This is a genomic window from Phormidesmis priestleyi BC1401 (genome assembly GCF_001650195.1).
GTDB lineage: Bacteria > Cyanobacteriota > Cyanobacteriia > Leptolyngbyales > Leptolyngbyaceae > Phormidesmis_A > Phormidesmis_A priestleyi_B.
Genome location: NZ_LXYR01000009.1, coordinates 78,653 through 103,336, shown reverse-complemented (window position 1 = coordinate 103,336; position 24,684 = coordinate 78,653). Strand labels below are relative to the sequence as shown.

Annotated in this window: 21 protein-coding genes; 12 read left to right on the top strand and 9 right to left on the bottom strand. The window is 49.0% G+C overall.

Translation table 11 applies throughout. The features are described 5' to 3' along the window. Positions 1-2 precede the first annotated feature (2 nt). Positions 3-1,268, top strand: coding sequence for a glutamate-5-semialdehyde dehydrogenase (locus A8707_RS07380; protein WP_068816158.1), 1,266 nt, complete (start codon positions 3-5; stop codon positions 1,266-1,268). A gap of 195 nt (positions 1,269-1,463) precedes the next feature. Here A8707_RS07380 and A8707_RS07375 read toward each other — a convergent pair whose 3' ends face one another. Next, positions 1,464-2,276 carry an acyl-CoA desaturase gene (locus tag A8707_RS07375; RefSeq protein ID WP_068816157.1) on the bottom strand — a complete coding sequence of 271 codons (813 nt, stop codon included), beginning with the start codon at positions 2,274-2,276 and terminating at the stop codon, positions 1,464-1,466. A 211-nt stretch (positions 2,277-2,487) separates the two neighbouring features. Between A8707_RS07375 and A8707_RS07370 the strand changes: the two genes are divergently transcribed. Further along, complete coding sequence (locus tag A8707_RS07370; protein WP_068816156.1) at positions 2,488-3,723, top strand: methionine gamma-lyase family protein; 1,236 nt, start codon at positions 2,488-2,490, stop codon at positions 3,721-3,723. Positions 3,724-4,326: 603 nt separating this feature from the next. On the opposite strand, the gene A8707_RS07365 is transcribed toward A8707_RS07370, so the two are convergent. Further along, a complete protein-coding gene (locus A8707_RS07365) occupies positions 4,327-4,809 on the bottom strand; it encodes a hypothetical protein (RefSeq protein ID WP_068816155.1) in 483 nt (160 codons plus the stop codon). 79 nt (positions 4,810-4,888) lie between these two features. On the opposite strand from A8707_RS07365, the gene hetZ reads away from it, so the two are divergent. The 4 genes from hetZ (at position 4,889) to A8707_RS07345 (ending at position 10,579) form a co-directional block, all read left to right on the top strand. Further along, a complete protein-coding gene (gene hetZ, locus A8707_RS07360) occupies positions 4,889-6,079 on the top strand; it encodes a heterocyst differentiation protein HetZ (protein ID WP_231947970.1) in 1,191 nt (396 codons plus the stop codon). Between the two features lie 12 nt (positions 6,080-6,091). Beyond that, a complete protein-coding gene (locus A8707_RS07355; protein ID WP_068816154.1) occupies positions 6,092-7,117 on the top strand; it encodes a hypothetical protein in 1,026 nt (341 codons plus the stop codon). A gap of 135 nt (positions 7,118-7,252) precedes the next feature. Further along, positions 7,253-9,475, top strand: coding sequence for a transglutaminase TgpA family protein (locus A8707_RS07350; protein ID WP_068816153.1), 2,223 nt, complete (start codon positions 7,253-7,255; stop codon positions 9,473-9,475). A 225-nt stretch (positions 9,476-9,700) separates the two neighbouring features. Continuing rightward, positions 9,701-10,579, top strand: coding sequence for a restriction endonuclease (locus A8707_RS07345; RefSeq protein ID WP_068816152.1), 879 nt, complete (start codon positions 9,701-9,703; stop codon positions 10,577-10,579). A 239-nt stretch (positions 10,580-10,818) separates the two neighbouring features. Here A8707_RS07345 and A8707_RS07340 read toward each other — a convergent pair whose 3' ends face one another. Continuing rightward, positions 10,819-11,739: a CNNM domain-containing protein gene (locus A8707_RS07340; protein ID WP_231947969.1), complete on the bottom strand. Its 921-nt coding sequence runs from the start codon at positions 11,737-11,739 to the stop codon at positions 10,819-10,821. A gap of 111 nt (positions 11,740-11,850) precedes the next feature. Between A8707_RS07340 and A8707_RS28980 the strand changes: the two genes are divergently transcribed. Next, positions 11,851-12,264, top strand: a complete 414-nt coding sequence (locus A8707_RS28980; protein WP_068816151.1) for a hypothetical protein — start codon at positions 11,851-11,853, stop codon at positions 12,262-12,264. Between the two features lie 180 nt (positions 12,265-12,444). Here the strand turns inward: A8707_RS28980 and A8707_RS29575 are convergent, their stop codons facing one another. Next, positions 12,445-12,888: a TOBE domain-containing protein gene (locus tag A8707_RS29575; protein ID WP_068816150.1), complete on the bottom strand. Its 444-nt coding sequence runs from the start codon at positions 12,886-12,888 to the stop codon at positions 12,445-12,447. A 93-nt stretch (positions 12,889-12,981) separates the two neighbouring features. On the opposite strand from A8707_RS29575, the gene modA reads away from it, so the two are divergent. Together modA and modB are read left to right on the top strand one after the other, a co-directional pair. Then, positions 12,982-13,779 carry a molybdate ABC transporter substrate-binding protein gene (gene modA / locus A8707_RS07325; protein ID WP_068816149.1) on the top strand — a complete coding sequence of 266 codons (798 nt, stop codon included), beginning with the start codon at positions 12,982-12,984 and terminating at the stop codon, positions 13,777-13,779. Further along, the gene (gene modB, locus A8707_RS07320) at positions 13,780-15,621 is read left to right on the top strand and encodes a molybdate ABC transporter permease subunit (RefSeq protein ID WP_197484671.1); all 1,842 of its coding nucleotides are present in this window, start codon (positions 13,780-13,782) and stop codon (positions 15,619-15,621) included. It abuts the gene before it with no gap. Positions 15,622-15,709: 88 nt separating this feature from the next. Here modB and A8707_RS07315 read toward each other — a convergent pair whose 3' ends face one another. Next, complete coding sequence (locus A8707_RS07315; protein WP_068816148.1) at positions 15,710-16,294, bottom strand: Uma2 family endonuclease; 585 nt, start codon at positions 16,292-16,294, stop codon at positions 15,710-15,712. Positions 16,295-16,479: 185 nt separating this feature from the next. Next, a complete protein-coding gene (alaS, locus tag A8707_RS07310; RefSeq protein ID WP_068816147.1) occupies positions 16,480-19,143 on the bottom strand; it encodes an alanine--tRNA ligase in 2,664 nt (887 codons plus the stop codon). A gap of 197 nt (positions 19,144-19,340) precedes the next feature. On the opposite strand from alaS, the gene A8707_RS07305 reads away from it, so the two are divergent. Continuing rightward, positions 19,341-20,720 carry a DUF3370 domain-containing protein gene (locus A8707_RS07305; protein WP_068816146.1) on the top strand — a complete coding sequence of 460 codons (1,380 nt, stop codon included), beginning with the start codon at positions 19,341-19,343 and terminating at the stop codon, positions 20,718-20,720. Here A8707_RS07305 and A8707_RS07300 read toward each other — a convergent pair. Then, positions 20,708-22,045, bottom strand: a complete 1,338-nt coding sequence (locus A8707_RS07300) for a hypothetical protein (protein WP_068816145.1) — start codon at positions 22,043-22,045, stop codon at positions 20,708-20,710. The two genes, A8707_RS07305 and A8707_RS07300, sit on opposite strands and share 13 nt — an antisense overlap. A 76-nt stretch (positions 22,046-22,121) precedes the next feature. Beyond that, positions 22,122-22,616, bottom strand: a complete 495-nt coding sequence (locus A8707_RS07295; protein WP_231947968.1) for a MarR family winged helix-turn-helix transcriptional regulator — start codon at positions 22,614-22,616, stop codon at positions 22,122-22,124. Positions 22,617-22,825: 209 nt separating this feature from the next. On the opposite strand from A8707_RS07295, the gene A8707_RS07290 reads away from it, so the two are divergent. Together A8707_RS07290 and A8707_RS07285 are read left to right on the top strand one after the other, a co-directional pair. Further along, entirely contained in the window at positions 22,826-23,038 is a 213-nt protein-coding gene (locus tag A8707_RS07290) for a hypothetical protein (protein ID WP_068816181.1), read from the top strand. 94 nt (positions 23,039-23,132) lie between these two features. Next, positions 23,133-23,534, top strand: coding sequence for a hypothetical protein (locus A8707_RS07285; protein ID WP_068816144.1), 402 nt, complete (start codon positions 23,133-23,135; stop codon positions 23,532-23,534). Here A8707_RS07285 and A8707_RS07280 read toward each other — a convergent pair. Further along, positions 23,529-24,683: a glycosyltransferase family 4 protein gene (locus A8707_RS07280; protein WP_068816143.1), complete on the bottom strand. Its 1,155-nt coding sequence runs from the start codon at positions 24,681-24,683 to the stop codon at positions 23,529-23,531. The two genes, A8707_RS07285 and A8707_RS07280, sit on opposite strands and share 6 nt — an antisense overlap. Position 24,684 lies beyond the last annotated feature (1 nt).

The window sequence follows — 24,684 nt, the reverse complement described above, 5'->3', positions numbered from 1 at the left end:
TCATGACCCCCGAACTATTTGAACCTCCTCTCGATCCCGCCAGTGTCGTCCGCAACGCCCATCATGCCTCCTTAGCGCTTTCAGTCGCCAAAGGCACCGTTCGCAGTCGCGCAGTTCAGGCGATGGCAAAGGCGCTGAAAAGCCAGCAAAACGACATTTTAGAGGCAAACACCTTAGATCTGGAAACGAGCCGGGAGATGGCAGTCCCCGATCTGCTGCTCGACTGGCTAAAGCTGACTCCAGAGCGAATTCAGAACACGATTCAGATTTTGCAGCACTTGAGTGAGCTGCCAGACCCGATCGGACGCGTGATGACGGCAAATTTTCAGGTAGATCAGTGCCAAACCTATTCTCAGTTGATGCCGCTCGGCGTGATTGCGCTGGTCTATGAGGCATTTCCCGATCTGGGCGCGATCGCCGCAGGGTTGTGCATCAAGACGGGCAACAGCTTAATTCTTAAAGGCGGCAGTGAGGCGAGTCACTCCAATGCGGCGATCGCTCAAGCTCTTCAATTTGCGGTTGAAGATGCCGATTTACCTCCCGACTGTTTGCAGTCACTTCCGGCAGATCAGGGAGCATCGATTCGAGATTTGGTGATTCAAGACCGTTACTTAAACCTGGTGATTCCCTACGGGCGACCGAGTTTAGTGCAGCAAGTGGTGCGTCAGTCTACCGCCCCTGTGTTGAAGTCGGCGATCGGCAATTGCTATCTCTATTGGTCGCCTTCTGGCAGCTTAGACGTGACTCGCTGGATGATTCAAGACAGTCATTTAAGTGAGCCTGACCCTGTGAACGCGATCGAGAAAGTCTTGATCCACCCACACCAAAATCCCTCCTTACTCGTGATGCTGTGGCGCAGTTTGAGAGAGAAGGGATTTGAGATTCGAGGCGATGCTCGACTGGTGACTGAGTTTTCAGAACTGCTCTTAGCCGAAGATTCTGAATGGAATCAGGCGTATCTCGATCGGGTTGTCGCCTTTAAAGTGGTCGATGATTTAGGAGCCGCGATTAACTGGATCAATCACCACAGTAGCGGTCACGCTGATTGTCTCGCCACCGAGTCTTATCAAGAAAGTCGAGAATTTGCTCTGGGAGTCAACAGCGCCTCAACCTATATCAACGCGTCGCCCCGCTTTTATCGCAACCCCAAGCAAGGAGACGCAATCTTTTTAGGAATGTCTAACCAAAAAGGGCACCGTCGCGGTTTGATCGGTCTAGAAACCTTGACCACCACTAAGCACATTGTTCAGGGAACTGGACAGTTTTAGAGGGTTTGAAGGATGAATCGAAATTGAGTTCATCAAACTTCTTGCAAAAGTCCGAAGATGCCCTCATCCCCCAATCCCTTCTCCCAAGTGTGGGAGAAGGGGAGCCAGATTTCAAAGTCCCTCTCCCACACTTGGAAGAGGGATTTAGGGTGAGGGCAGGGACTTTCGCAAGAGGTCTATCATTCAAATTCAGAATTATTCCTCTCCGGCTAACTTCACTTTTGTGGCTAACCCTAGCGATCGTAAGAGTTTTATCGTCATCCAAGTCATGTCGATTTCCCACCATTTCATGCCGTGACGGGCAGAGTGTTGATAAGCGTGATGGTTGTTGTGCCAGCCTTCGCCATAGGTCAAAACCGCCACCCACCAGCAATTCTTGGAGTGATCGTTTGACTCATAAGACTGATAGCCAAACTTATGAGTTGCGCTGTTGACAAACCAGGTGCAGTGAAAAACCGCTACTAGTCTCACAAACACGCCCCAAACGACAAAAGACCAGCCTCCAATCAAATAGAGAACGATTCCTAATGCGACTTGGAGACCAAAAAAATTCTTTTGAAGAAACTGATAGTATGGGTCGCCCGAAATGTCTTTTGTGAAGCGGGCGATTTGATCTCTACAAGGAATTTCATAGAGCATCCAACCCATGTGGCTCCACCAAAAACCTTGATTAGAATCATGAGGATCAGTTGCTTGGTCAGAATTTAAGTGATGAATTCGGTGCATTCCGATCCAGTCGATCGGGCTTCCCTGACAGGAGAGTGCACCACACGTCACCAAAAAATATTCCAGCCATTTTGGAGTCTGAAAGCTGCGGTGCGTTACCAGACGATGAAATCCAAGGGTGATGCCCAAGCCACCTGTCACCCAGTGCAAGAAGACAGCGACCCCAACGGCTGACCAGCTAAAGTTGCTGGGCAGTAGAGCAAAGAGCGCGCCAGTGTGAACCGCCGCCATAAATAAGATGACGGGGTAATCGAGGCGGAGTTGTTTTGAAGTTGCGATCATGCAGTAATAGTCTCGATATGGAACACAGTGCCCAGTTTGCCCGAAAACAGACCCTATTGAGATTCAAGAAGCAAAAGAATCGAGAGGTATAATGAGCTTCCCTATCTTTTGGTCTCCTTGCTGCGTCCGAATCGACGATCGATCGGACCACTCAAACGGGATCAAGCGATTCGCACCCGCCACTTTATCGTTCTAACCCAACCACACTGTAATGGATAGCGCTACAACGTTACGAGCAGCAGAAAAAACACTCACTCCAATTTTTTCTGGTATTGACGCTCAGGTCAAGAAAAACTTAACACGAGTCCTCAATGCTTATCGAAATCATCGAGTCGGAGTTCATCATTTTGCGGGCGTAACAGGCTATGGGCACGACGATCTGGGTCGGCAAGTGCTCGATCGCGTCTTTGCCGAGATCGTCGAGGCAGAGGCGGCGGCAGTGAGAGTGCAGTTTGTTTCTGGCACCCACGCGATCGCGGCAGCGCTATTCGGTGTTTTGCGTCCGGGTGATGAAATGCTGGCAGTCGCGGGCGCACCCTATGACACCCTCGAAGAAGTCATCGGACTACGAGGCACCGGACAGGGATCACTCAAAGAGTTTGGCATCGACTATCGACAGTTGGATCTAACTCTAGACGGAATGATCGACTGGAGCAATTTAGCTCATGCCGTTCAGCCCAATACTCGACTTGTATCGATTCAGCGATCGTGTGGATATTCTTGGCGACCGAGTTTGTCGATCGTCGATATCGAGAAAGTCATCCATCTCGTCAAGCAACAAAACCCCGACACGGTTTGTTTTGTCGATAACTGCTATGGCGAATTTGTTGAAGATCGCGAACCGACTGCCGTAGGTGCAGATTTGATGGCGGGTTCTCTAATCAAAAATCCGGGCGGGACGATCGTGCCCACAGGCGGCTACATTGCAGGTCGAGCCGATCTAGTAGAAGCCGCAGCGTGTCGGCTTACGGCTCCCGGTGTCGGCAGCTTTGGTGGTGCCACCTTTGACTTAAATCGGCTCCTGTTCCAAGGGTTGTTTCTCGCTCCTCAGATGGTCGGAGAAGCGATCAAGGGCAACCATTTAACGGCGTATGTCTTCGAGCAGTTGGGCTACCCGGTCAATCCGCTGCCGATGGCACCGCGATCGGATGTGATTCAGGCGATCAAACTCGGTTCACCAGAGAAAATTGTTGCCTTTTGTCGAGCGGTTCAGACTCATTCTCCGATCGGGTCTTACCTCGATCCGGTTCCTGGCGAAATGCATGGCTATGAAAGCGAACTTGTGATGGCAGGCGGCACCTTTATCGACGGCAGCACCTCTGAGTTTTCGGCGGACGGTCCGCTGCGGGAGCCTTATGTCGTGTTTTGCCAAGGCGGGACTCACTGGACTCATGTGGCGATCGCCTTGGAAGCCGCGATCGAAGCAGTGGGAAGCAACCTCCATTAAACTTCTTGCAAAAGTCCGAAGATGCCCTCATCCCCCAACCCCTTCTCCCAAGCTTGGGAGAAGGGGAGCTAGATTTCAAAATCCCTCTCCCAAACTTGGGAGAGGGATTTAGGGTGAGGGCAGGGACTTTTGCAAGAGATCTATTCAATTTAGTTAAAAACGCAGTTTAAAGCATTGATAAAGATTGAATGGAAATAGTAAATCTTAGTTTATAAACATCCGCCATATCTTGTAGAAACCTAGTTTGAATTGCTTAGATTTAACCCTTTGTTAGCTTACAAATCTCACGATTTTGGTTGAATTTAGCCTTTACTATCACGTAAGCAATTTTCCCTAGCAGGAGCGATCGTGTGAAGATTAGATGAACTGAAAGCCTTGGAATATAAGAATTTAAGCAGAATTGCTGATCTCTCCCTTAAGAGAGACAATCGTAGGTACAATCAATGAGAACTCGTGAATAAACGGTTGACCAAACTACTGATTAACTTTCAGTCAAGATAAGACTGAAGACCTGAGAGTTTAAGAAGGTTTCTTTTTACAATTCCTCAAGATCAACAGCCTCAAACTTGATTAAACACAGTGTTTAAATCAACCGAACAATACTCAAGCAATATCACTCGGAATATTGATTTGAGCATCTGCATCTACCTGACTTTGCAAAAATTGATGGATTAGGGTTTCCAATTCGGCTCGTTGCACCTCTGTTCCCACAGTTACATTCCCCGGCGTTTCAAAAAAGATCATGCTGTAGATACTCGTCATCGCCAGCATTTGAAACAAAATCTCCATGACCGGAACAGGCACCGCAATTACGTTCGGATCGGAAAGCGCAAACGGTCCTGCTGCCACATCCTTTAAAGTGGGAAACGCATAAATCACGTTTTTCTCGATTTCCGTTTGCGAACGATGACCCAGGGTAATCATCACCCAACTGTCATCCAGCGTTTGCATCACGTAATAGTGCAAATGCCGCAATCGGTGAGCCAGGGTTTTGAGCACAGGCGCGATCGACTCAATCAACTGAGGAGTCGAGCCATCTTTGGGCGCACCCTCAACCAGCGCTTGAATCTGTTTGTCTAAGTCCATAGTCAAATCCGTCCAAAAAAATCAGGGTTTCTTCTACCTATCATTGTGATCTAGCCGTCCCAAAATTGAGAGAAAGCAATTGATTTGTAAGACCTTAGAGATCGTTGGGGATATCTGCCAGAGCGTGGAAGCAATCTTTCAGCTACTATCGAGCGAATTGAAACAGGCAACCACCGCGTCTGAGCAAAAAAGTTGTCACGGTGTTGCCGATCGCCTCACTCAAGAAGTCGAGCGCATCTGCACCCAAAGCAACCGCATTCAGGCTTCTGGAGAAGCAGACGCTTGGGCAACCGCTCTAGCACGACACCGACTTCAGCAATGTTTGACCTATTATCGACTGGGTTCGGTGCGCGGGCGAGTAGAACTCCACAGCAACTTGAGCGCAGTCGTTTATCGATATATCAATCCGTCTGCTAGCCAGTCGAGCTATCAAGCCCGCCTGACCCTGATCGAAGATTTTCTGCAAGGGTTCTACGTCGAGTCGCTGACTGCCTTTCGGCGAGAAACCAAGCTAGGGGCAACCTACACACCCCGCACCCTCATTGAACTGGCAGAATATATGGCGTTCACCGAGCGCTACGGCAAACGCCGCATTCCCCTGCCTGGGCACCGAAGTCAGCAGCTCATCATTCTTCGAGCGCAAACCTTCTCACAGCAGCAGCCCAACGAGACGCTGGTTGATTTAGAACGGGCAGCCGAGGGAACCCTATTAGAATCTGAAACGCCGTGGAATGTTGCGTCGATTCAGCAGGTGCGAGAGCAGATGGTGGCTCAAGAGCCAGAAATGGCAGAAGACACCCTGCGCCAAACGGTGATTAAAGAACTGATCGCCTACCTGGAAGAACGCAAGCAAACAGACTGCATTGAATATTTTGTGCTGCGTCTGCGAGATCTGCCTGCCCACGAAATTGAGCAATTGCTAAAATTAACGCCGCGTCAGCGAGATTATTTACAGCAGCGCTTTAAATATCATCTGATTCGATTTGCCTTTTCTCACCATTGGGAACTGGTGCATCAGTGGCTAGAGGTTGACCTAGAGCACCATCTTGGTTTGTCAAACAAGCAGTGGCAGCAGCTTCAAGACCGCATTGTGCCATCACAGGCAACGCTCTTGAATCTGAAGCAGCAGAAAGCGCCCGATGCGACGATCGCCCAAACTCTCGGATGCACTATTAATCAAGTTCAGAAACAATGGTTTAAACTGCTGGAACAGGCTTGGGAAATTCGGAATGACCAAGATTCCGGAGGAAGCCAATCTCCTCATGAATAGGGTGTTATCACAATGGATCGCGACTCAGAAGCGTTACAGAAAAGTTACCTAAAGCTGTTGCAGGAACTTGGTTTGACTCCTCCTGATCTGGAGTTTGACAGCAGCGATCCCCAGATCGCCGCCGCCATTCAGGAGTATCTCTCTAACGTGCAGCGCTCTAGTTCTGAGATGTCAGAGTTCGGTCCTGACGACCTCTTTGGGGAGGATATGCTACTAAAACCGGGAGAAATACCTGCTGTGCAAGACCGTTTTCACACTCTGTTGAAAAATCGATTACAAATTGAGATCCAAAATAAGCCGCCTCTCTTTCCCTGGGAAAAAGAGATTTCTGACTATGGCTCAGACACCGCTAATGAAGTCAAACACCCTATCTTTTTAGCCGCCTCGTCATGGATGGCTCAACTTCGCAAACTCAGTCTGCCTGTGCCCCTGCCCGAATTAGTTCTGTTAGAACTCTTAGAGCAGTGTCAGTCAGTCTTGCTGTCTCCTCTGCGCGAAGGTGCCAAACTCGTTAAAGCAGTGGATTCCTTGTTTCCAGGGCAATCTCGTCTGCTGAATGATGTGGCTGGATACATTATGGTGTCTCCTGCCCGTTCAACGGCTGTCAGCTTGCAGCAGCTTGCCACCCAAGCAGGCGCAGAGCTTCCCAGTCAATATGACGAGGCGATCGAGACTCAGCAGATGGCGTTGTCGCTGCTGGCAGCACGAGAGATCATCAGTTCTCTGACGCTGAGCGTCTCACCCAAACAGCCGACGATCGAGCGGCGATGGCTTACCGATCACGGCATTCTTACGTTAAAGGTAGAGCACCAGTTTGGTCAGGAAACCGGACGGCTTCAAATCAAGGCAGACCTACCCTGCGGTGGCAGCTTGCAGTTTCAGGGAGAGCAGTGGCAAGCGCTCGCCGATCGTGAAGATGCGGGTAGCTTGAGTGTAGAACTTCGAGAGCTAAGTCTTAATCGCACCTATCCTCTAGAAGTGCGGCTAGGCGAAGCAGATATGATGATTTTTGCGATTCGACCGATGAGCGCAGGATAAACGAGAGGGGTAAAGGGTTAAAAGCGAGAAAGAAATTGGTAGAGTCAGGTGAAGCATTCTAGGTAGCCTCCGGGTGCATAGGGGCACCATGAGCCTTAAACGAATCTTTCACCCTTTACCCTTCACCCTTTTTAAATGAGACAGTCATGGTGGCAGCGAATCCAAGCGTTGCCGATGCCAGAAATTGAAGAGTCGATTCTGTTTAGAATTCTGACTCAGGCGTTGGTCAGTGTCGGAATTGTGGCGACTGATATTGCCGCAGATACCACTCTCAGTTTTTGGGCAGTGCCGCTTAGTTTGCTGGGAGCGACTTGGAGTTGGATGCGCCGCCGTGAGCGTAATATTCCGACTAAGTTTTTGTTGGCGATCGGGATGCTGGTCGCATTGGCGGCGTTTTTTGTCCGCATGATCGGGGGACGGGAACTCAATGACACGCGGCTAGTCTTAGCAGAACTCCTGATTCAGCTTCAGGTGCTGCACAGTTTTGATATGCCTCGCCGTAAAGATTTAGGCTACTCGATGGTTATCGGCATTATTTTGATTGGGGTGGCGAGCACTCTGAGTCAAACGATGGCATTTGGGGGAATGCTGCTGGTATTTTTGGCGATCGCGCTCCCTGTCCTAGTCATGGACTATCGATCGCGATTGGGGCTGACTCGATCGGGTCAACCAACCCTCAAACTTCGGAAGGTCAACTTTGCAGCGCTGCCATTAACGTTTCTATTAACTTTAGCGTTAGGTTTAGCGGTGTTTGCTGTGATGCCGCGCTTTTCTGGCTATCAACTGCGAAGCTTTCCGATGAGTGCTCAAGTTGCGACTCAGGGTGAGTTTGACAACCGCCGAGTCAACAATCCTGGCTATGTGCGCGGCGGCAAAGGGGGGACGGGACAAGGGAGCGGACAAAGTGACCGTGGGCAGATGGATGAAGACTTTTATTATGGCTTTAGCGATCGCATCAACCAAAATCTACGAGGACACCTGAAGCCGAGAGTGGTGATGCGAGTCCGATCTCAAGTGGAGGGATTTTGGCGCGTGTTGGCGTTCGATCGCTACACAGGTCAAGGCTGGGAACTCTCGCGGAATAAGGATACTCGCACGGTCAAGCGTCCCAGCTCGGCATATCAATTTTATCTGCCGCAAATGTTTAACCTCAGCCGTAAAAAAGAGGTGGTGCAAACTTACACAATGGTGACTGAGTTGCCGAATTTGATTCCGGCGATGTCACAGCCAAGAGAACTTTATTTTCCGACTCAGGAGGTGGCGATCGACGCTGAAGAAGGGCTACGATCGCCCGTCGGACTGCGAGAAGGTTTGACGTATACAGTGATCTCAGAGGTTCCTTACCGGAATCGGACGCTGTTGCAGAAAGTCGCGATCGAAGCGGTTCCTGATGGTAGTTTATATCTACAAACTCCTGAGAAGACTTCAGAAAAGATTCGCAAGCGCACCGAAGAGCTTTTAGCGACATCGCCCCAACCGATTACGGCTCCTTATGAGAAAGCGTTATTTCTTGCCCAGGCGTTAAAGCAGCGATACGCGATTCAGACTGATATTCCGCCTTTGACGAAGGATCAGGATCTCGTCGAGGCATTTCTATTTCGCTTTAAGGGCGGCTACCCGGATCACTTTTCGTCGGCGTTGACGGTGATGTTGAGGTCGATCGGGATTCCATCTCGACTTGTAGCGGGGTTTGCGCCGGGTCAATTCAATCCCTTCACCGGACTGTATGAGGTGAAGAACACCGATGCCTATGCGATGACCGAGGTGTATTTTCCAAACTATGGCTGGTTTGCGTTTGACCCGATTCCGGGACATGAGTTGGTGCCGCCGTCGATCGAAGAAGACCAAACGTTTACGGTGCTGCAAAAGTTTTGGAAGTGGGTTGCGGGTTGGTTGCCATCGCCCGTGACGAGTGTACTGAATCGTGTGTTTGGCGCGATCGTGCAGTGGCTCGGTGGTATTCTCTCGTGGATAGTCGGTCTATTTTTTAGAGGCTGGATTGGTTTATTTAGTGGCTTAATTTTGTTAACGGGATTGAGTTTTCTCGGCTGGCTGAGTTGGCAAGGCTGGCAAAAATGGCGATATCGTCGCTGGCTCAAAAAACTGCCGCCGATGGAGAGTCTTTATCAGCAAATGCTGAGTTGGTTAGAAAAGCAGGGATTTCGCAAGCATCCGTCTCAGACTCCGTTAGAGTATGCGCGTCAATCTCAAGCAGTACAGACGAGTCGTGCTCAAACGATTCAAGACATCTCTCAGGCGTATGTGAGTTGGCGCTATGGTGGACAAGCTCCAGATCTACGATCGCTTCAGCAACGATTCCGAGAGATGAGAAAGGCGAAAGTAAAGACCGGAAAGTGAATTCAAGTCTAATGACTCTTGGGTTCTTATTTTTGAGTAGTCAGCACAAATTTAGAGCTAGGTAAACTGACCCTCATTTAACTTGATAGCCTACCCACTATGGGAAATGGGTTTCCGACGCTAGCTTGTGCAAAATAAATGTCGGTCAGCTTAGACTTAAGCTATCTGTAAAAGCGTATTTAAAACGTATTGGTAGGAAGTTTAGATTAACATTTGAGGCAATAAATGGGCGGACCAAAATTTGTTCAATTCTTCTCACCCACCATTGAAGCTCTCAAAGAGTTGGGGGGTTCGGGTCGTCCATCTGAAGTTAGAAGTGTGATTGCAAAGCACTTAAATATTTCTGAGCGAGATAGAACAGATCTCCTTGAAGGGGGCGCACCTCGTTTTGATAATCAGGTCGCTTGGGCAAGATTTTATTTAGTCAAAGCAGGGTTAGTAGACTCCTCAAAGCGGGGCGTTTGGAGTCTCAGTGACAAGGGCAGAGAGATTACTTCTTTATCACTTGATGAAGCGCTCACTATTTTTCGACAGATTCACGCAGAGTTCCAGGGTGAAAGAGATATTCAAGAAAAGGTATCTCAGGAGGATGAAACAATTGAAGAAACGATTGCTCCAAAGGACACGGCAGTTAGTGACGATTTCTCGTATCGCAAAAAATTACTCGAAGTGTTGATGTCACTTCCGCCATCTGGATTTGAGCGCCTTTGTCAAAGATTGCTCAGGGAGTCAGGGTTTGAGCAAGTCATAGTTACAGGGCGTTCAGGAGATGGAGGAATTGATGGGCAGGGTATTTTGCAAGTCAATCCCTTCGTTAGCTTCAAAGTGCTGTTTCAGTGCAAGCGATATTCAGGTGCAGTATCGGTATCACAAGTTAGAGATTTTCGTGGGGCGATGATGGGTCGCGCAGACAAAGGAATTATTCTGACGACTGGAACGTTTACATCAGATGCTCAAAAAGAAGCAGTACGTGATGGCGTACCACCTATTGAATTAGTTCACGGAGAGAAGCTACTTGATATGTTTGGAAGTCTAGAACTTGGTTTGATTCCGCGCACAATATATGATATCGATCTTCATTTCTTTAAAGAGTTTCAATCGTAAAATGCAAATAGCATTATTCACTTGTCTAGATGGTCGTCTTTAGAGGATGCGAGAACGTTTTTTGAGTCTCCAGAGTTAGTGGAAATAGAAAGAAAGCAGATGTGAAAGCGCCTGAGTTCATCTACCTAGAAGAGATAGAACATGGAGTTTTATAGTTTAAGCTTTTGACTCAATGCCTAGCGATCGGAGTTGCCCAGCCAAGTGTTCTGATCGCCGTTCCGCCCCTAGAGTACAAGAGGCTAGGGGCTAGAAGCCAGAGATTCTTCGACTAATACTGGCTCGGCAGAGAGGTTGATGAGCGGACGAGTGATTTGACGCAGCAAAATGGTTTCAACCCGATCGTCGGTGACGCGAACCGCCTCTAGTTCTAACTCGCTCCACTGAACGCGATCGCCCTGAGATGGAACTCGCCCTAATTGATGAATCATGAATCCCGCCAGGGTCACATATGTCTCCTGAATGGGCAGACTGACCCCTAATTTTTCGTTGATGGTGGGCAAATCTAAAGAGCCAACAATCAGCGCAGAGTGAGCGTCGTTTTGGACTAAAGGAGCCTCAGAAGCGGATAGAAACGCGGGTTTTGGTCTGCGGACCACTCTCCCTGTTAAGAGCCTTACACTGGCATTGAGAACCACCAGTGCCGGGAAAAATAAGCGAGACGAAAACTCTAGTGGGCGAATCAGCATCAGCGCCGTTTCTTCAGGAGCATTCGCTGCCAAAACTTTGGGGACTAACTCACCTAACAGAATCTCGACATAGGTGACGAGCAAAAAGGCAACCGCCGCCGCGATTACGTGAGAGGTGATCATCACAGGCAAACGATCGATCGGAATTCGACTAATCCAAGGTTCGATCCAGTGAACGGTTGCGCCTTCACCTAACCATCCTAAAAGCAAACTTCCGGCAGTTGTGCCCGTTTGCGTCACCGAGAGATATTGCTCTAGATTGGTTTGAGCGTGATGAACTAATTCAGCCGCTTTGCTAGTGCGGGGATCGTCGGTTTTTTGAGACAGACTATAGATTTCGCTCTTTGAGGCAGAGACGATCGCTAACTCAGCCGCGACGAAAAAGCCAACGACTACGACTAAAAATAGCAAAATCGACAACTGCACCAGCGTTTCGGTGGTCTCAAGTTCAAACGTCTGCAAACTGGTCAACATCTTTTCTCCGATCGGATATCTCTACGCGGTTGCCCTTTCAGTTTAGTCAAGAATGTCCTCGATTTGCGGGTGTCTAAATTTGTAATTGAGGGTGAGTAATCCGTACGACGAATGACTTTTCTGAGAGAATGCCACTGTGAAAAAAGCGCCAAGCAATCCCTTCAGCAGGTCGATTCACTGATGTTTCAACGTCCTCTCATCTGCACCGATTTGAGCGACGGTTTACAGCGTTTAGTTGAGTGTGTTCCGAATTTGGTGGCGGGTGGCATGACTGATATTGTGTTTCTACACATTGTCCTGTTTCCAGAAGATGAGAATATTCCTCAAGCGGATGTGAAGAGAACCGATCGTGCTAAGGAACGTGGACTGATTAAGGTGCAATTTTCTGCCCTCACCCTAGCCCTCTCCCCAAGGAGAGGGAACTGGAACTCTAGCTCCCTTCTCCCTAAGGAGAAGGGTTGGCGAGGGCTTGCCCCACTTCGTGAGGAGGGCAGAAGTCGCCTACAAGTTTTACAGGTCATTTAATTCACGATCCTCAGAACCTTCTCTCTACAGCTTTAAGACAAGTTCCTAAAGGAGCAACCATCAAAGTCGAGGTGCAGTCAGGAAGAACGCTTGATGGAATCTTAAAGATGGCGACGGCTCACCAATCCGACGTGCTGATTTTGGGAACTCAGAGTCGCAATTTGTTTTCCCGTCTAAGCGCTAATCCGTTGCGATCACGACATCGCTGGATTTGATCACCGCGTAGGCTTCTTTTCCCTCGCTCAACTCTAATTCTTCAACCGAGGTGCGGGTGATGATTGAGACTAATTCCACTTGATGGACGATTTCCAGGGTCACTTCGCTATTCACGGCTCCCATAACGACGCGCTTCACGACTCCTTTCAAGACATTTCGTGAACTCACTCTTAAAGCTTTTTTAGAATCGATCGGAAGGGCTGGAAGGGGAATCAAGTTTTCTGAAGTCGGTTGCACTTTGGTTGGTTTGTGATGGACTTCGACAGGAGAAGGTTGTCCTAACCCTCGCACCAATTCTCGTAGAACTTCAGTTTTGGTACGGTGAGTCTGCTGGCAAATTTCTTCTAGCAGTTGCCGTTCTTCGTCAGTCGCTTGAAACGTGATCCATCCCTGGTCTTTTCTAGGCATAGTCTACCAATTTAGTTGGTAATGTTTGGCGAGGTTGGTATGATTTACCAACGTGTCCATTGTTTACTCCAACTCTTATTGTGTGGTGGTTTTATGAAACGAAGTCGCCTTCTGCCTTTCCTCGGAACTGTCTTGACAGGTTTGACGATCGTACTGGCATTGGGGTTGATAATACCAACTCTCGCGACCGCTCAATCTCAAACCCCTTTGCTAATTTCCGCCGCCGCTAGTCTCAAGGACAGTTTGGAGGAGATTAAGCCCTTATATCAAAAGAGCAAACCCAATGTGACGCTGACTTACAACCTCGGAGCATCGGGCGCACTGCTGCAACAAATCCAGAATGGTGCCCCGGCTGACATCTTCATTTCGGCAGCCAAGCAGCAAATGGATACGTTGGAGAAAAGTGGGGGATTGCTGCCCGGAACGCGCGACGACCTGGTGAAAAATCGGCTGGCTTTGATTGTGCCGACTAACTCGCAAGGCGTAACGAGTTTCAGCAGCTTACAGAATTCAACCATCAAACGGGTCGCGATCGGAGAGCCTCGCAGCGTTCCTGCCGGACAATATGCGGTGCAGGTTTTCCAGACGCTAAAGATTTATGATGCATTGAAGCCTAAATTTGTTTACGCCAACAATGTGCGTCAGGTGTTAGCCGCCGTCGAGAGCGGGAATGCAGACGCTGGATTGGTTTATATCACCGATACCAAAATCTCGAACAAAGTGAAGGTCGCCGCGATCGCATCCGAGACGTATCATTCTCCGATCGTTTACCCGATCGCGGTGCTAAAAAGTAGCAAAAATCCGCAGGCAGCGAAAGAGTTTGTGCGCTTCTTAGAGAGCAATCAAGCGAAGTCAGTGTTCAGAAAGTACGGGTTTATCGTGGCGAACTAAATGGCTTTAGTCGTGCCTTCCGATTTATCTCCACTTTGGATTTCGTTAAAGACGGCGTTCTTTGCGACGATCGTCACTTTTTTTGTTGGCATTGCAGTCGCTTACTGGATGCTGAACTATTGCGGCAAAGGGAAGGCATTACTGGAAGGAATTTTCATTGCTCCACTGATTCTTCCGCCGACTGTCGTTGGATTCCTACTACTGCTGCTATTTGGTAAGAATGGCGTACTCGGTCAGCTTTTACTTCCTCTTAATTTCAGCGTTGTTTTTAGTTGGTATGGAGCCGTTATCGCTGCGATCGTGGTCTCGTTTCCGCTAATGTATCGCACTGCATTAGGCGCGTTTGAACAAATCGATTCTAATTATTTGAACGTTGCTAAAACATTAGGCGCATCAGAATGGACGATTTTCCGCCGCATTCTTTTTCCACTTTCACTCTCTGGCATTCTCGCCGGAACGATGCTGACGTTCGCTCGTGCGTTGGGCGAGTTTGGCGCAACTCTGATGTTAGCGGGTAACATTCCCGGAGAAACACAGACGATTCCGATGGCAATTTATTTTGCAGTTGAAGCGGGTGCAACCACTGAAGCAGCATTTTGGACGATCGTCATTCTCTGCATTTCACTCTCTGGAATTTTTGCTGTCAATCTCTGGCGAACTCCAAGGACACAGAGGCGGAGCGATCGAGAGATTCCTGCTTCCTTTGAACGAACCAAGTCAGAAAAACCCCTGCTTTCTTTGGGCAAACCGAGTCAAAAAAATCCCTCCTTCCTCTCGGTTGACATTCAGAAATTACTCTCTGACTTTGATCTCAACGTCTCCTTCACAGCAAACCAAGATCCTCTCGGTCTACTGGGCGCTTCAGGAGCAGGCAAGAGTATGATTTTGCGCTGTATTTCTGGAGTGGAAACGCCCGATCGGGGGCAAATCATCCTGAATGGGCGCGTCTTATTTGATTCAAAGCGCGGCATTAATCTTCCGAGCCGCGATCGCCGCATCGGATTCTTAGTGCAAAACTATGCGCTGTTTCCCCACATGACGGTGGCGCAAAATATTGCGTTCGGTTTACCAAAGTTGTTATCAAGCGAGGCACAACAACAGGTTCACCTACAATTAGCCGCCGTCCATTTAGAAGGATTTGGCGATCGCTACCCTCATCAACTTTCTGGCGGACAGCAGCAGCGAGTGGCGTTAGCCAGAGCGTTAGCGAGTCAACCTGAAGCCCTCTTACTTGACGAACCCTTTTCAGCCCTCGACACGTTTTTGCGAAGTCAAATCGAGCAGCAGATGATTACCCGACTCGCTGAATATGCGGGAGTAACCGTGTTGGTGACGCACAACTTAGAAGAGGCATATCGCGTGTGTCCGACTTTATGCGTGCTCGATCGCGGACAAACGATCGCTCAAGGAGCCAAACACGACATCTTCGATCGTCCCGAGTCTTACACAGTAGCTCAATTAACGGGTTGTAAAAACTTTGCACGCGCGATCGCGATTTCTAGTAGCGAAATTATGGCGATCGAGTGGGGCATTCGCCTGACGATTTCAGAGTCACTTCCCCCATCTCTCGCTTATGTCGGAATTCGTGCGCATCAAATTGTTTTTGTCGAGTCTAATAGCGCTCACAGCGAGCCAAATCTTTGTCCCTGCTGGCTCGTCAAAACCAGCGAAACGCCTCACCGCATGACCGTGTTTCTCAAATTCAACGAGCCGCCGACTCACACTCAGGACTATCATCTGCAAGCAGAAGTCTTTAAAGAAACTTGGCTGATGGTGAAGGCGCGATCGTTCCCCTGGTTTGTGAAATTAGATCCATCCCGACTAATCTTGATGTCATCCTGACGATTCAAGATATCAACATAACGCGATGGTTGATCTCCATGCCATTAACAATGCTTTTGTGAATAACGATCAATACTGTTAATTCCGGTCATTGGACGGTTCCTCGCTGAAAAACTCTAGCAGCTTCACCAGGGTCCGTCTCAGCAATCAGAATACATCGCTTTAACAGTTCGATATCAAGGTCTTTTAATCCCGGTAGTTCACTACGATCAATGCGCTGGTATCCATCTTCTCTCAGATGGTGAAGTCTCAATACGCCATCTTGCCAAAACCAAACTTCGGCAACTCCCAACGCTCGATACAAGGCTAACTTGGTCTCACTGCCACTCGTAAAAATGACCTCGATCGACAAATCAGGAATGGGCTTTCTACTGCCAATACAGAAAGATTTATCTGCCTGAACCGAAGCTGTTCCCTCTCTCTCTTGTGTCATCGACCCAGTGGGCAAAAAGAAGATGCCTTTGTGAGCAAGGAAGTTGAATAGAAGCGCACCAATGACGCAGCCAAAAATCTCGTGGTCTTGTCCCGGCATAAGCAGTTCGATCGTTCCCTGATAAAACGACAGCCGTATACCGGGGGAATCCTCCGAGACCTGCTGCATTAGTTTAAATTTCTCCCATGTCCCACGCATAACAATGCGCTGGTCAATAGTTTTTGTGAGTAATTGCGTCATGGCGCTGCTCTCCAAAGTTTGACTTTAGTCATTTGGCGATCGCTTATTACATCTGTTTGATTGACGATTTTACAGATTTATTTGTCCTTGTTTTTACTAGCAGGCAGGGTGAGGGCAGTCTTTGCGGGTGTTTCAGAAAAGTCGCCCATTGGGTTATCTAATTTATCAACATCGTTCCCTTCAGATTAACTCAAGCCAGCGAGTAGCTGATTGTGAGCCTCTGCCAACGCATCGGGCAGTTTGCTGGCATCGCGTCCGCCCGCCTGAGCGAGATTAGGACGACCGCCGCCGCCGCCGCCGCAGAGTTTCGCGATCGCGCCCACCAGTTTCCCCGCCTGCAATCCTTTTTTGACGACCGCAGGGCTAAATGCCGCCACCAAGCTGACTTTGCCGTCTTCGGGCACAGAGCCCAACACGACGGCTCCTTCGCCGAGCTTTTGCAGCAGTTGTTCGGCAGCAGTCTTGAGCGATTCGGGATCGATCGAGTCGAGTTGGGCGACTAGAATCTTGAAGTCGCCGATCGAATCGGTTTGGGTGAGCAGTTGGTCGGCTTTGGCAAACGCGAGTTGCCCTTTGAGCGCTTCGAGTTGTTTTTGCGTGGTTTTGAGTTCGGTTTGCAAAGCGGTGATGCGATCGGGGATTTCGTCGGGTTTGACTTTGAAGCGATCGCTCAACTCGCGCACAATGCTGTCCCGCACGTTCAGGTATTCTAAAACGGCGGTTCCGGCGATCGCTTCAATGCGACGAATGCCTGCGGCGACTCCAGATTCGGAGACGATTTTGAAGATGCCGATTTCTGCGGTGTTGCTGACGTGAGTTCCACCACAAAGCTCCATCGACACGCCCGGAACATCTAGCACTCGGACGGTATCGCTATATTTTTCGCCAAACATAGCGATCGCGCCTCTTTCTTTTGCCTCGGTCAGACCCATGACATGCGTGGTGGCGATGTGTGCCTCGGCAATCCAGGTGTTGACTTGCTCTTCGATTTGCTGAACTTCGGCAGCCGTGATCGTGCGCGGACAGTTGAAATCGAAGCGGAGCCGATCGAAGGACACCAGCGATCCAGCTTGAGAAATGCCGTCATCGACAATCTTCTTTAGCGCGGCTTGCAGCAGGTGAGTGGCGGTGTGATGCGCCTGAACTCGACGACGACACGCCAGATCAATTTGAGCGGTTACGGTGTCCCCGACGTGCAGAGTGCCCCGCTCAACGCGCCCAAAATGCACCGAGAAGGCGGATTCTTTTTTCACATCTTCGACTCGCACCAGGACAGAATCGCCGGAGAGATAGCCGCGATCGCCCACCTGTCCGCCCGACTCTGCATAAAAAGGAGTCTGATTCAAAATCACTTGAACTTGAGTTCCCGCGTCGGCAGCTTCAACCTGTTCACCCTCTATGAGCAAGACTTCGATCGTGGCTTGGCTTGATGGCTGAGTGTAGCCGAGGAATTCAGTCGCGTGAATGCGTTGCGCGAGTTCATCCAACGTGCCTTGAACCGTGAGGTCGATCGTCTTATGTGCCGCCTTTGCGCGTTCGCGTTGAGCTTTCATTTCAGCTTCAAATCCGGCTACATCCACGGTTAAGCCTTTCTCTTCAGCCACTTCTTGCGTTAGCTCTAGCGGGAATCCATAGGTGTCATACAGGATGAACGCATCTTGACCCGAAATCTCATAATCGTCGTGAAGAAGGGACACACCTTGATCCGAAATCTGAATTGCTGTGACGCGAGATAGAATCTCATCGAGCAGTTTTTCGCCCCGCTCCAGCGTTTCACGGAATCGAGATTCTTCTTTTTGCAGTTCATTTTTAATCGTGTCTGCTTTTTGCCGCACTTTGGGATACGCCAATTCAGACAGCGCGATCGCCGTTTCTGCAACCTGAGTCGTAAAGTCTTGGTTAATGCCAATCAATCGCCCGTGACGCACGACGCGACGAATTAGACGACGCAGCACATAACCTCGACCTTCGTTATTGGCAGTAATGCCATCCGAAATCATGTGAACGACTGAGCGAACGTGATCGCCAATGACTTTCAGCGAAACTTTTGTAGACGGGTCAGCTTGAGCGTAATCAACTTTGGCGATCGAGGCAGCAGTTTGGACGATCGGAAAAATCAAATCTGTCTCGTAGTTGTTGGGCACTTTTTGCAGAATTTGTGCCATCCGCTCTAAGCCTAAGCCCGTGTCGATATTCTGGTTTTGCAACGGGGTGAGATTGCCCTCAGCATCGCGGTTATATTGCATAAACACCAGGTTATAAAACTCAATAAACCGAGTGTCGTCTTCTAAATCGATATCGTCGCCCTTTTCTGGATGGAAGTCGTAATAAATCTCAGAACACGGACCACACGGACCCGTCGGACCCGACACCCAAAAATTATCTTTCTCCCCCATGCGCTGAATTCGATGGGCAGGAATGCCAATTTCATCCCGCCAGATCGCAAACGCTTCATCATCTTCTTCAAAGACACTGACCACTAATCGGTCTGGCGGCAGGCTATAGACCTTTGTTGAAAGCTCCCATGCCCACGCGATCGCTTGAGATTTAAAATAATCGCCAAAGCTGAAATTGCCCAGCATCTCAAAAAACGTGTGGTGTCGTGCCGTGCGTCCCACATTCTCAATATCGTTGGTGCGAATGCACTTCTGAGACGTAGTTGCGCGCGGAAACTCTGCCTGACGCTGCCCCAAAAAGATCGGCTTAAACGGAAGCATCCCGGCGATCGTCAGCAAAACGGTCGGATCTTCGGGCACCAAAGAGGCACTGGGCAAAATCTTGTGCCCTCTTTCTGCATAAAAATCAAGAAACTGCTGCCGAATCTGAGCGCCGCTATGGGGAGTAGACATGGGAATTTGGGGATTAACGAAAAGCCTGTCGATCTATATTAACCAAGGTCAATCAACCACGGTCAATTCATCATAAATCAGGTGAGGATCGAACATCATTTACCTGTCCTCTTTAAGAACTTCTGCATCGTGAAACCGAGAACTCACAAAACCCGTCACAGCAGAGGATATGATCAGACCCGCTCACAACAAATTTAATGACCCTACGCCTGATAATGTTGCCATTTCTACCCATTTTGACCTTGGCGCAAGCAACTCCGATTCTGCCTCCGCAAGAGATTATCCGACCGCAAGAAGTCAGATCGCTGCCTGGTCAACTTGACTCGGTTTTGGTGTTTAACAGCAACAGCCCTGAAGTGGTGCAGACCGAAGGCATTCTCCTTTCAACCTTTTCGCCCATTGGCAAACGGGTGCCTTCTGCCCATCTCAATCAAGCCTTTGATGGACGCTTTGATATCTTTACCCATCACATCGCTAAAGCTCTGACTCCGCAGGATTTGCGGACTCTTTATTTAGGTGTGATTATCCATAATCCCGGTTTAAAGCCTGTCACTTTAGATATTCTGCAAGCCGCCAGTTATCTCAGTCAGCCCGATGCTCCCTTTGTTGAGATGCCCTCTTACCTAGACAACGCTCAGGGAAAGGTGTTTGCAGGTCCCGGTAGTCGGGCAGTGGGCGACGTATTGCGGGGGCAGCGTCAAAACCTCTTTCCGCCGCAGATTGTGATTCCGCCGGGAGAAAGCCGGATGTTGATGAACTTGCCGATTCCGGTCAAGCCGTTAACGCCGCCGTTGAATGGTCGATCGACGCTGATGCACCTTCGCAGCGATGGCAAGGTTTATGTTGCTAGTTTGGGAATGTTTGCCAAACAAAACTCAGACGGCACCGAACGCGAGCCGACTCTTCAGGAATGGCAAACTTTATTAAATCAGGGCAACTTAGCCACACCTCGCGACCTAGCCGCCACGCTTGCCACCTCAGCAAATGGAGCGTTTCACTATGGGCGAGTGGCTGGTGTCGCGCAGGGTTCTCGGTGGTTGGGGCAACTCGTGGACAAAGGCAGCGATCGTCTCGCCATTCCCCAACCCGGTCAAGCGTTTTCGTATGGGCTGAGTCTGCTTTATCGCGGCACGATGGGCACTGGGCAAAATCAAAATGCGAAGATTTTGAAGCGATATCCTGACACGGCGTATGAGGCACACGGAAATTATGGGATTGAATACAACTTGTCAATGCCGTTGAGAAATTTTACAAATCAGAATCAGACCGTGACGATCGCCCTGGAAAACCCATTAAAACGAGAAGACACAAAACAAGGACTGCGCTTTTTTGACCCCCCCGCTCGCCAAGTTTTTTTTAGAGGCACCGTGCGACTACGCTACAAAGATGATGCCGGACTGCCGCAAACGCGATCTGTGCATTTGGTGCTGCGTCGGGGTCAACAAGGCGACCCATTGGTGACGCTTAACCTCAAACCCGGAGAGCAACGGCTGGTAGAATTTGGCATGATTTACCCGCCCGATGCCACTCCACCCCAGGTTTTAACAGTGAAAACTCTAGACAATCAAGCGCGCTGAAATCCCTTAGTGCCTTTTTTATCGCTTTTAGGTTTTTGAGATTTCGTCACTTCTGCCAGGGCTTCTTGAAAGAGATCGTGCAGGTGAATCGGCACACTTGCAATTTCAGGAAGCTCTGGTTCTAAAGGCTTCTGGTTTGACTGAAGCAGCGAGTCTAAATCAGCCTTTACATCAAAGTCGGGACGCTGTAAAAACTCTCTCAAAACCTTTTGTAATTGAGCGGGATAGGTCTCTGCCAATCGATGCCACACAAAGGCGTTAATGGTGGACTGCTCTAAATAACTGCGAATCAGCTTATCGGCACCTTTGACGCTCTGCCAATCATCAGACTCCAGCAGATTGATAAATTGAGTGTGAGTCGTCAAAAACATCTGTCCCCAGCGCGGGTGAGCCAACACCGTCACCTGCTCTGCCTTTTTCAAATCAGCCGGAATGTCAACTTGAGGAGCCGCCATCTTGACCGCATTTTTGTTGTTTAACAGCTTGGCTGCGGTTTGGGCATCCAATCCCATTGATTCGGCAACGTCTCCGAGTTCCTCATCGCCCATTCCAGCTTCTTGAGCCATTTCTGACAGCGATTTAGAGCTATCGATTCCGGCTTCATCCAGTCGGCGTTGGGTAAGAAATTCTTGAAATTCAGGAATCTTTTTGCTGAGTTGATAGCCCGGAAGGGTCACTTCATCACTGCCAAAAAAGTCTAGGAAATCTTGATGATAGCGATCGACCGATTTCCACGCTTCTTCTAACAACTCTGGCGCATCGCCATATAAATCAGATTTATGATTCTGTTTAAAGTTTCCGATCGCGACGGCTAATTTTGGCTTTCCTAAGTTCCCTAATTGCAGATAGGGGCTAAAGAATGTCCAGTAATCCTCAACGGGTGCGATTCGCGTGACTACGATTTCTCCCACCTTTAATCGTGCCATGTCCTCTAGCATTGCTGAACTGTTTGGCTTCACGATATAGGTTTTCATCGTCAGCCAATTCATTAACTCAAAACCGTCAGGCAAAATTTGCTGAATGGCAAACAATCCTGTGAAGTTGCGCGTCCAGTTTGAAAGGAGTTGACGATCGCCCTCTGACAAACCCGATTCACCCTCGGCAAATAACTCTAGCGGCGTTTTATTGCCAACCTGTCCCGCTGTCAAAAAGGTATCGACCACGAGATCTTGCTGTTTGCGATCTTTTTGCTGCGATTGCGAAGCTCGTGCTAATTGATCGGCTGAATAGGTTTCTAGAGCCGTCGCCAAGTCTCCCTCAGCGTCTAAGACAAAATCGGTCAATGCCTGTTTTAGCTCACTCGCCCGCTCTAGAATTGAATCCACGCTTTATCTCCGATCGCTGCTAGTCAACATACGCCTCTACTGTAGCGGCAGATCAGCCCCTTGAAGCAGGGTGAGGTTATAAAATCTCTCGCAGTCGCTGCAGAGCTGATTTAATATGCGTCAACTCGTACTCGGTGAGCTGACCAAACCGCTTTTTTAAATAAGAAATGTGTGCCGGAAACACGTCTTCAAAGACTCGCTCACCTTCAGGAGTCAAGACAATCAGGAAACATCGACGATTTTCAGGCGGCACTTTCCGCCGGACTAAGCCTTTTTGCTCTAAGCGATCGATGATTCCGGTCAGAGTGCCTTTCGTCACCAGCGTTTTTTCTGCCAGTTGATTCATAAACATGCCCGACGTGTTGCCAAGGGTTGCAATCACATCAAACTGAGGCGGAGTCAGCCCTAACTCGCGAATGTGAGGCTCATCGTAGGCACAAAAGGCTTGATAGGTCTGAGCCAACTCTCGCAGCATTGACATAAATGGCTCTTTCTCTGCACGTTTAAAATCCATCAAGGGAGTGGTTTCTTGAGATTGATTTGCTTTTCTCTGCTTCACCGGGTTCGCCATTTAGAATATCTGTACTTACAGTATCACTCATCAAACAGTATGAGTATAGACAGTTTGGGTGGCGATTTTAATTCTACATCAAGTTATGGATCGCTTGATTAGCTTTTTGTAACTCTTATGTCGTCTTGTGTGTTCTCAGTCTAGGTACAGTCAGATTCGGTATGGTTGATGCAGAGAAATTCCTTCGGTCGATCGTTGTGTGCAATTCCATGACCCCTTTAATGCTCCGTCAGCTATGGTCTTTAGTTGAAGCGACTCAATCGGCGCTGCTTCTCAATCTAGACGATGCTAGTCTGGTTCAGTGGCTACTGCGGCAATTGAGAACTCAACAACCTCTAAACCCTGAAGAAATCACCATTCTCAGCAGTTACATTCAGTCAAAACTGTCGTTGATCAGAGATTTGGCGCATCAAAAAGTGTGAAGACTGTTATTTGGGTGCTTTGGAGAAGAAGCTGGCTGAATCCATCGCCCCGTCGCATAGGATAATTCAGAGAGTCTCTACGATCGCCATTACTATGCAGCTTGAGTTTGTCCCGGTTGAAGAATTTTATTTTGCGTTAACGATGGCAGTGCGGACACTAGAGGACTTGACGACTCCTGAACTGGTCGAGCAGGTAAACGCAAAGTTGACCGAGAAGTTTGGGCAACCTTCGACGGTGGCGGCGGCGAGTCAAAATAGCTTTAACTACGTCTTTCGCGTCAAGGACTATGACAATTCTCCGGCTCCTCAGCTAATGGTCTCGATCGCAGACTGGCAGGGTAATTTGCGCCTCGGCAGCGACTATGGTTGGATGTTAGATGAAGATCGTAAGCCAGTGAGAACCGATCGCTTTGAGCATCGATCAAAGTTCTCTCAAGAGGTGCGATCGTATCTCGGAGAGTGGTTAGATGTGCCGTTATTAAAAAGTGGTTTATAGGCTTGAAATCACACTGGATAGGATTGCCGCCATTGCATCGACGCTATAAAGTTCGACACATCGTTTTCTGGCTTGAAGTCCTCGATCGCTGGCTTCTTCAAAGTTATTAAAAATCCATTTAATTTTGTCTGCCAACTGGTTGGGTGAGTTTGGCGCGACTAAATAACCTGTGTGGTTGAGAATATCTGGAATGTCGCCTACGTTCGTAGATAGAATCGGCTTTGCCATTGCCATGCCGTCGGTGAGCTTAAGCGGAAATTGAGCCTGAGCCGTGAGGGTATCTCGCTGCGGAACGACGACTATATGAGCCGCAGAGACGATTTCTGGCATTTTCTCAACGGGTTGTTTGGGGAGCTTAATGATCCAGCGTCCCCAGCGATCGATCAGCGTGTCGTCATAATTGTCATAAGGGCTGCCGCCAATAATTACCAGCCGCAGACTCGGATCATTTAATTGGTCTAATGCGACTAAAACATCTTCAACCCCTTTATGCGGTCGAGGTGCCCCCGGAAACATCAACGTCCTGTAGTCTGACAAGCCATACTGTTTACGAACGGTTTTGGGATCGTAAGAATGAGGGTTGAATAAATCGGTGTCTTTGCCATTGGGAAGATAAACGCCACCAAAGCGGTTTTTGAGAAATTGAGTGTCGATCGTCACGGCATCTGCCCGATCGACGATTTGCTCAGTCCATTTCACATAAAGCGCGTGATCGGGGTGTCTTAACTGACCGTTTTGTTTAAAGAGATCTCGATAAAATTGTTTAAGAGAAGGGCGATAATTCCAATCGTCTCCTCCGTGCCAACTGAGTTCCCAATCGTCCATATCGAGCATGAGAGGACGATGAGTTTGCAGCTTTTTGAGCAGCGATAATCCAAAGCTGGTCGGTTTAGGTTTAACGGCGTAAATGATATCGCCATCAATTTTTTTGAGGAGTTGCGCGGCAGCTTTTAAGACTTGCGGATAGTTGCCTCCTGGAACTGAATGGACGGCAATTTCATCGGGAGGAGACGCATACAATTCTTGCCCAAACTGAAAGCCGACCACTTCGACTTGATAGGTTAGTTTTTTTAAAACTTGTGCTAGAAGAAAAGCTCGAACCGCTCCGCCACCCGACAAGTCACTGACGACTAATGAGACTTTAGCCATC

Bases quoted from the DNA above. Each gene is read 5' to 3' on its own strand.
- A8707_RS07355 (WP_068816154.1), top strand. From the start codon at position 6,092: ATGGATCGCGACTCAGAAGCGTTACAGAAAAGTTACCTAAAGCTGTTG.
- A8707_RS07375 (WP_068816157.1), bottom strand. From the start codon at position 2,276: ATGATCGCAACTTCAAAACAACTCCGCCTCGATTACCCCGTCATCTTA.
- A8707_RS07285 (WP_068816144.1), top strand. From the start codon at position 23,133: ATGCAGCTTGAGTTTGTCCCGGTTGAAGAATTTTATTTTGCGTTAACG.
- A8707_RS07380 (WP_068816158.1), top strand. From the start codon at position 3: ATGACCCCCGAACTATTTGAACCTCCTCTCGATCCCGCCAGTGTCGTC.
- A8707_RS07315 (WP_068816148.1), bottom strand. From the start codon at position 16,294: ATGACGCAATTACTCACAAAAACTATTGACCAGCGCATTGTTATGCGT.
- A8707_RS07370 (WP_068816156.1), top strand. From the start codon at position 2,488: ATGGATAGCGCTACAACGTTACGAGCAGCAGAAAAAACACTCACTCCA.
- A8707_RS07305 (WP_068816146.1), top strand. From the start codon at position 19,341: ATGACCCTACGCCTGATAATGTTGCCATTTCTACCCATTTTGACCTTG.
- A8707_RS29575 (WP_068816150.1), bottom strand. From the start codon at position 12,888: ATGCCTAGAAAAGACCAGGGATGGATCACGTTTCAAGCGACTGACGAA.
- A8707_RS07290 (WP_068816181.1), top strand. From the start codon at position 22,826: ATGACCCCTTTAATGCTCCGTCAGCTATGGTCTTTAGTTGAAGCGACT.
- A8707_RS28980 (WP_068816151.1), top strand. From the start codon at position 11,851: ATGACTTTTCTGAGAGAATGCCACTGTGAAAAAAGCGCCAAGCAATCC.
- alaS (WP_068816147.1), bottom strand. From the start codon at position 19,143: ATGTCTACTCCCCATAGCGGCGCTCAGATTCGGCAGCAGTTTCTTGAT.
- A8707_RS07365 (WP_068816155.1), bottom strand. From the start codon at position 4,809: ATGGACTTAGACAAACAGATTCAAGCGCTGGTTGAGGGTGCGCCCAAA.
- A8707_RS07345 (WP_068816152.1), top strand. From the start codon at position 9,701: ATGGGCGGACCAAAATTTGTTCAATTCTTCTCACCCACCATTGAAGCT.
- A8707_RS07280 (WP_068816143.1), bottom strand. From the start codon at position 24,683: ATGGCTAAAGTCTCATTAGTCGTCAGTGACTTGTCGGGTGGCGGAGCG.
- modA (WP_068816149.1), top strand. From the start codon at position 12,982: ATGAAACGAAGTCGCCTTCTGCCTTTCCTCGGAACTGTCTTGACAGGT.
- A8707_RS07340 (WP_231947969.1), bottom strand. From the start codon at position 11,739: ATGTTGACCAGTTTGCAGACGTTTGAACTTGAGACCACCGAAACGCTG.
- modB (WP_197484671.1), top strand. From the start codon at position 13,780: ATGGCTTTAGTCGTGCCTTCCGATTTATCTCCACTTTGGATTTCGTTA.
- A8707_RS07350 (WP_068816153.1), top strand. From the start codon at position 7,253: ATGAGACAGTCATGGTGGCAGCGAATCCAAGCGTTGCCGATGCCAGAA.
- A8707_RS07295 (WP_231947968.1), bottom strand. From the start codon at position 22,616: ATGGCGAACCCGGTGAAGCAGAGAAAAGCAAATCAATCTCAAGAAACC.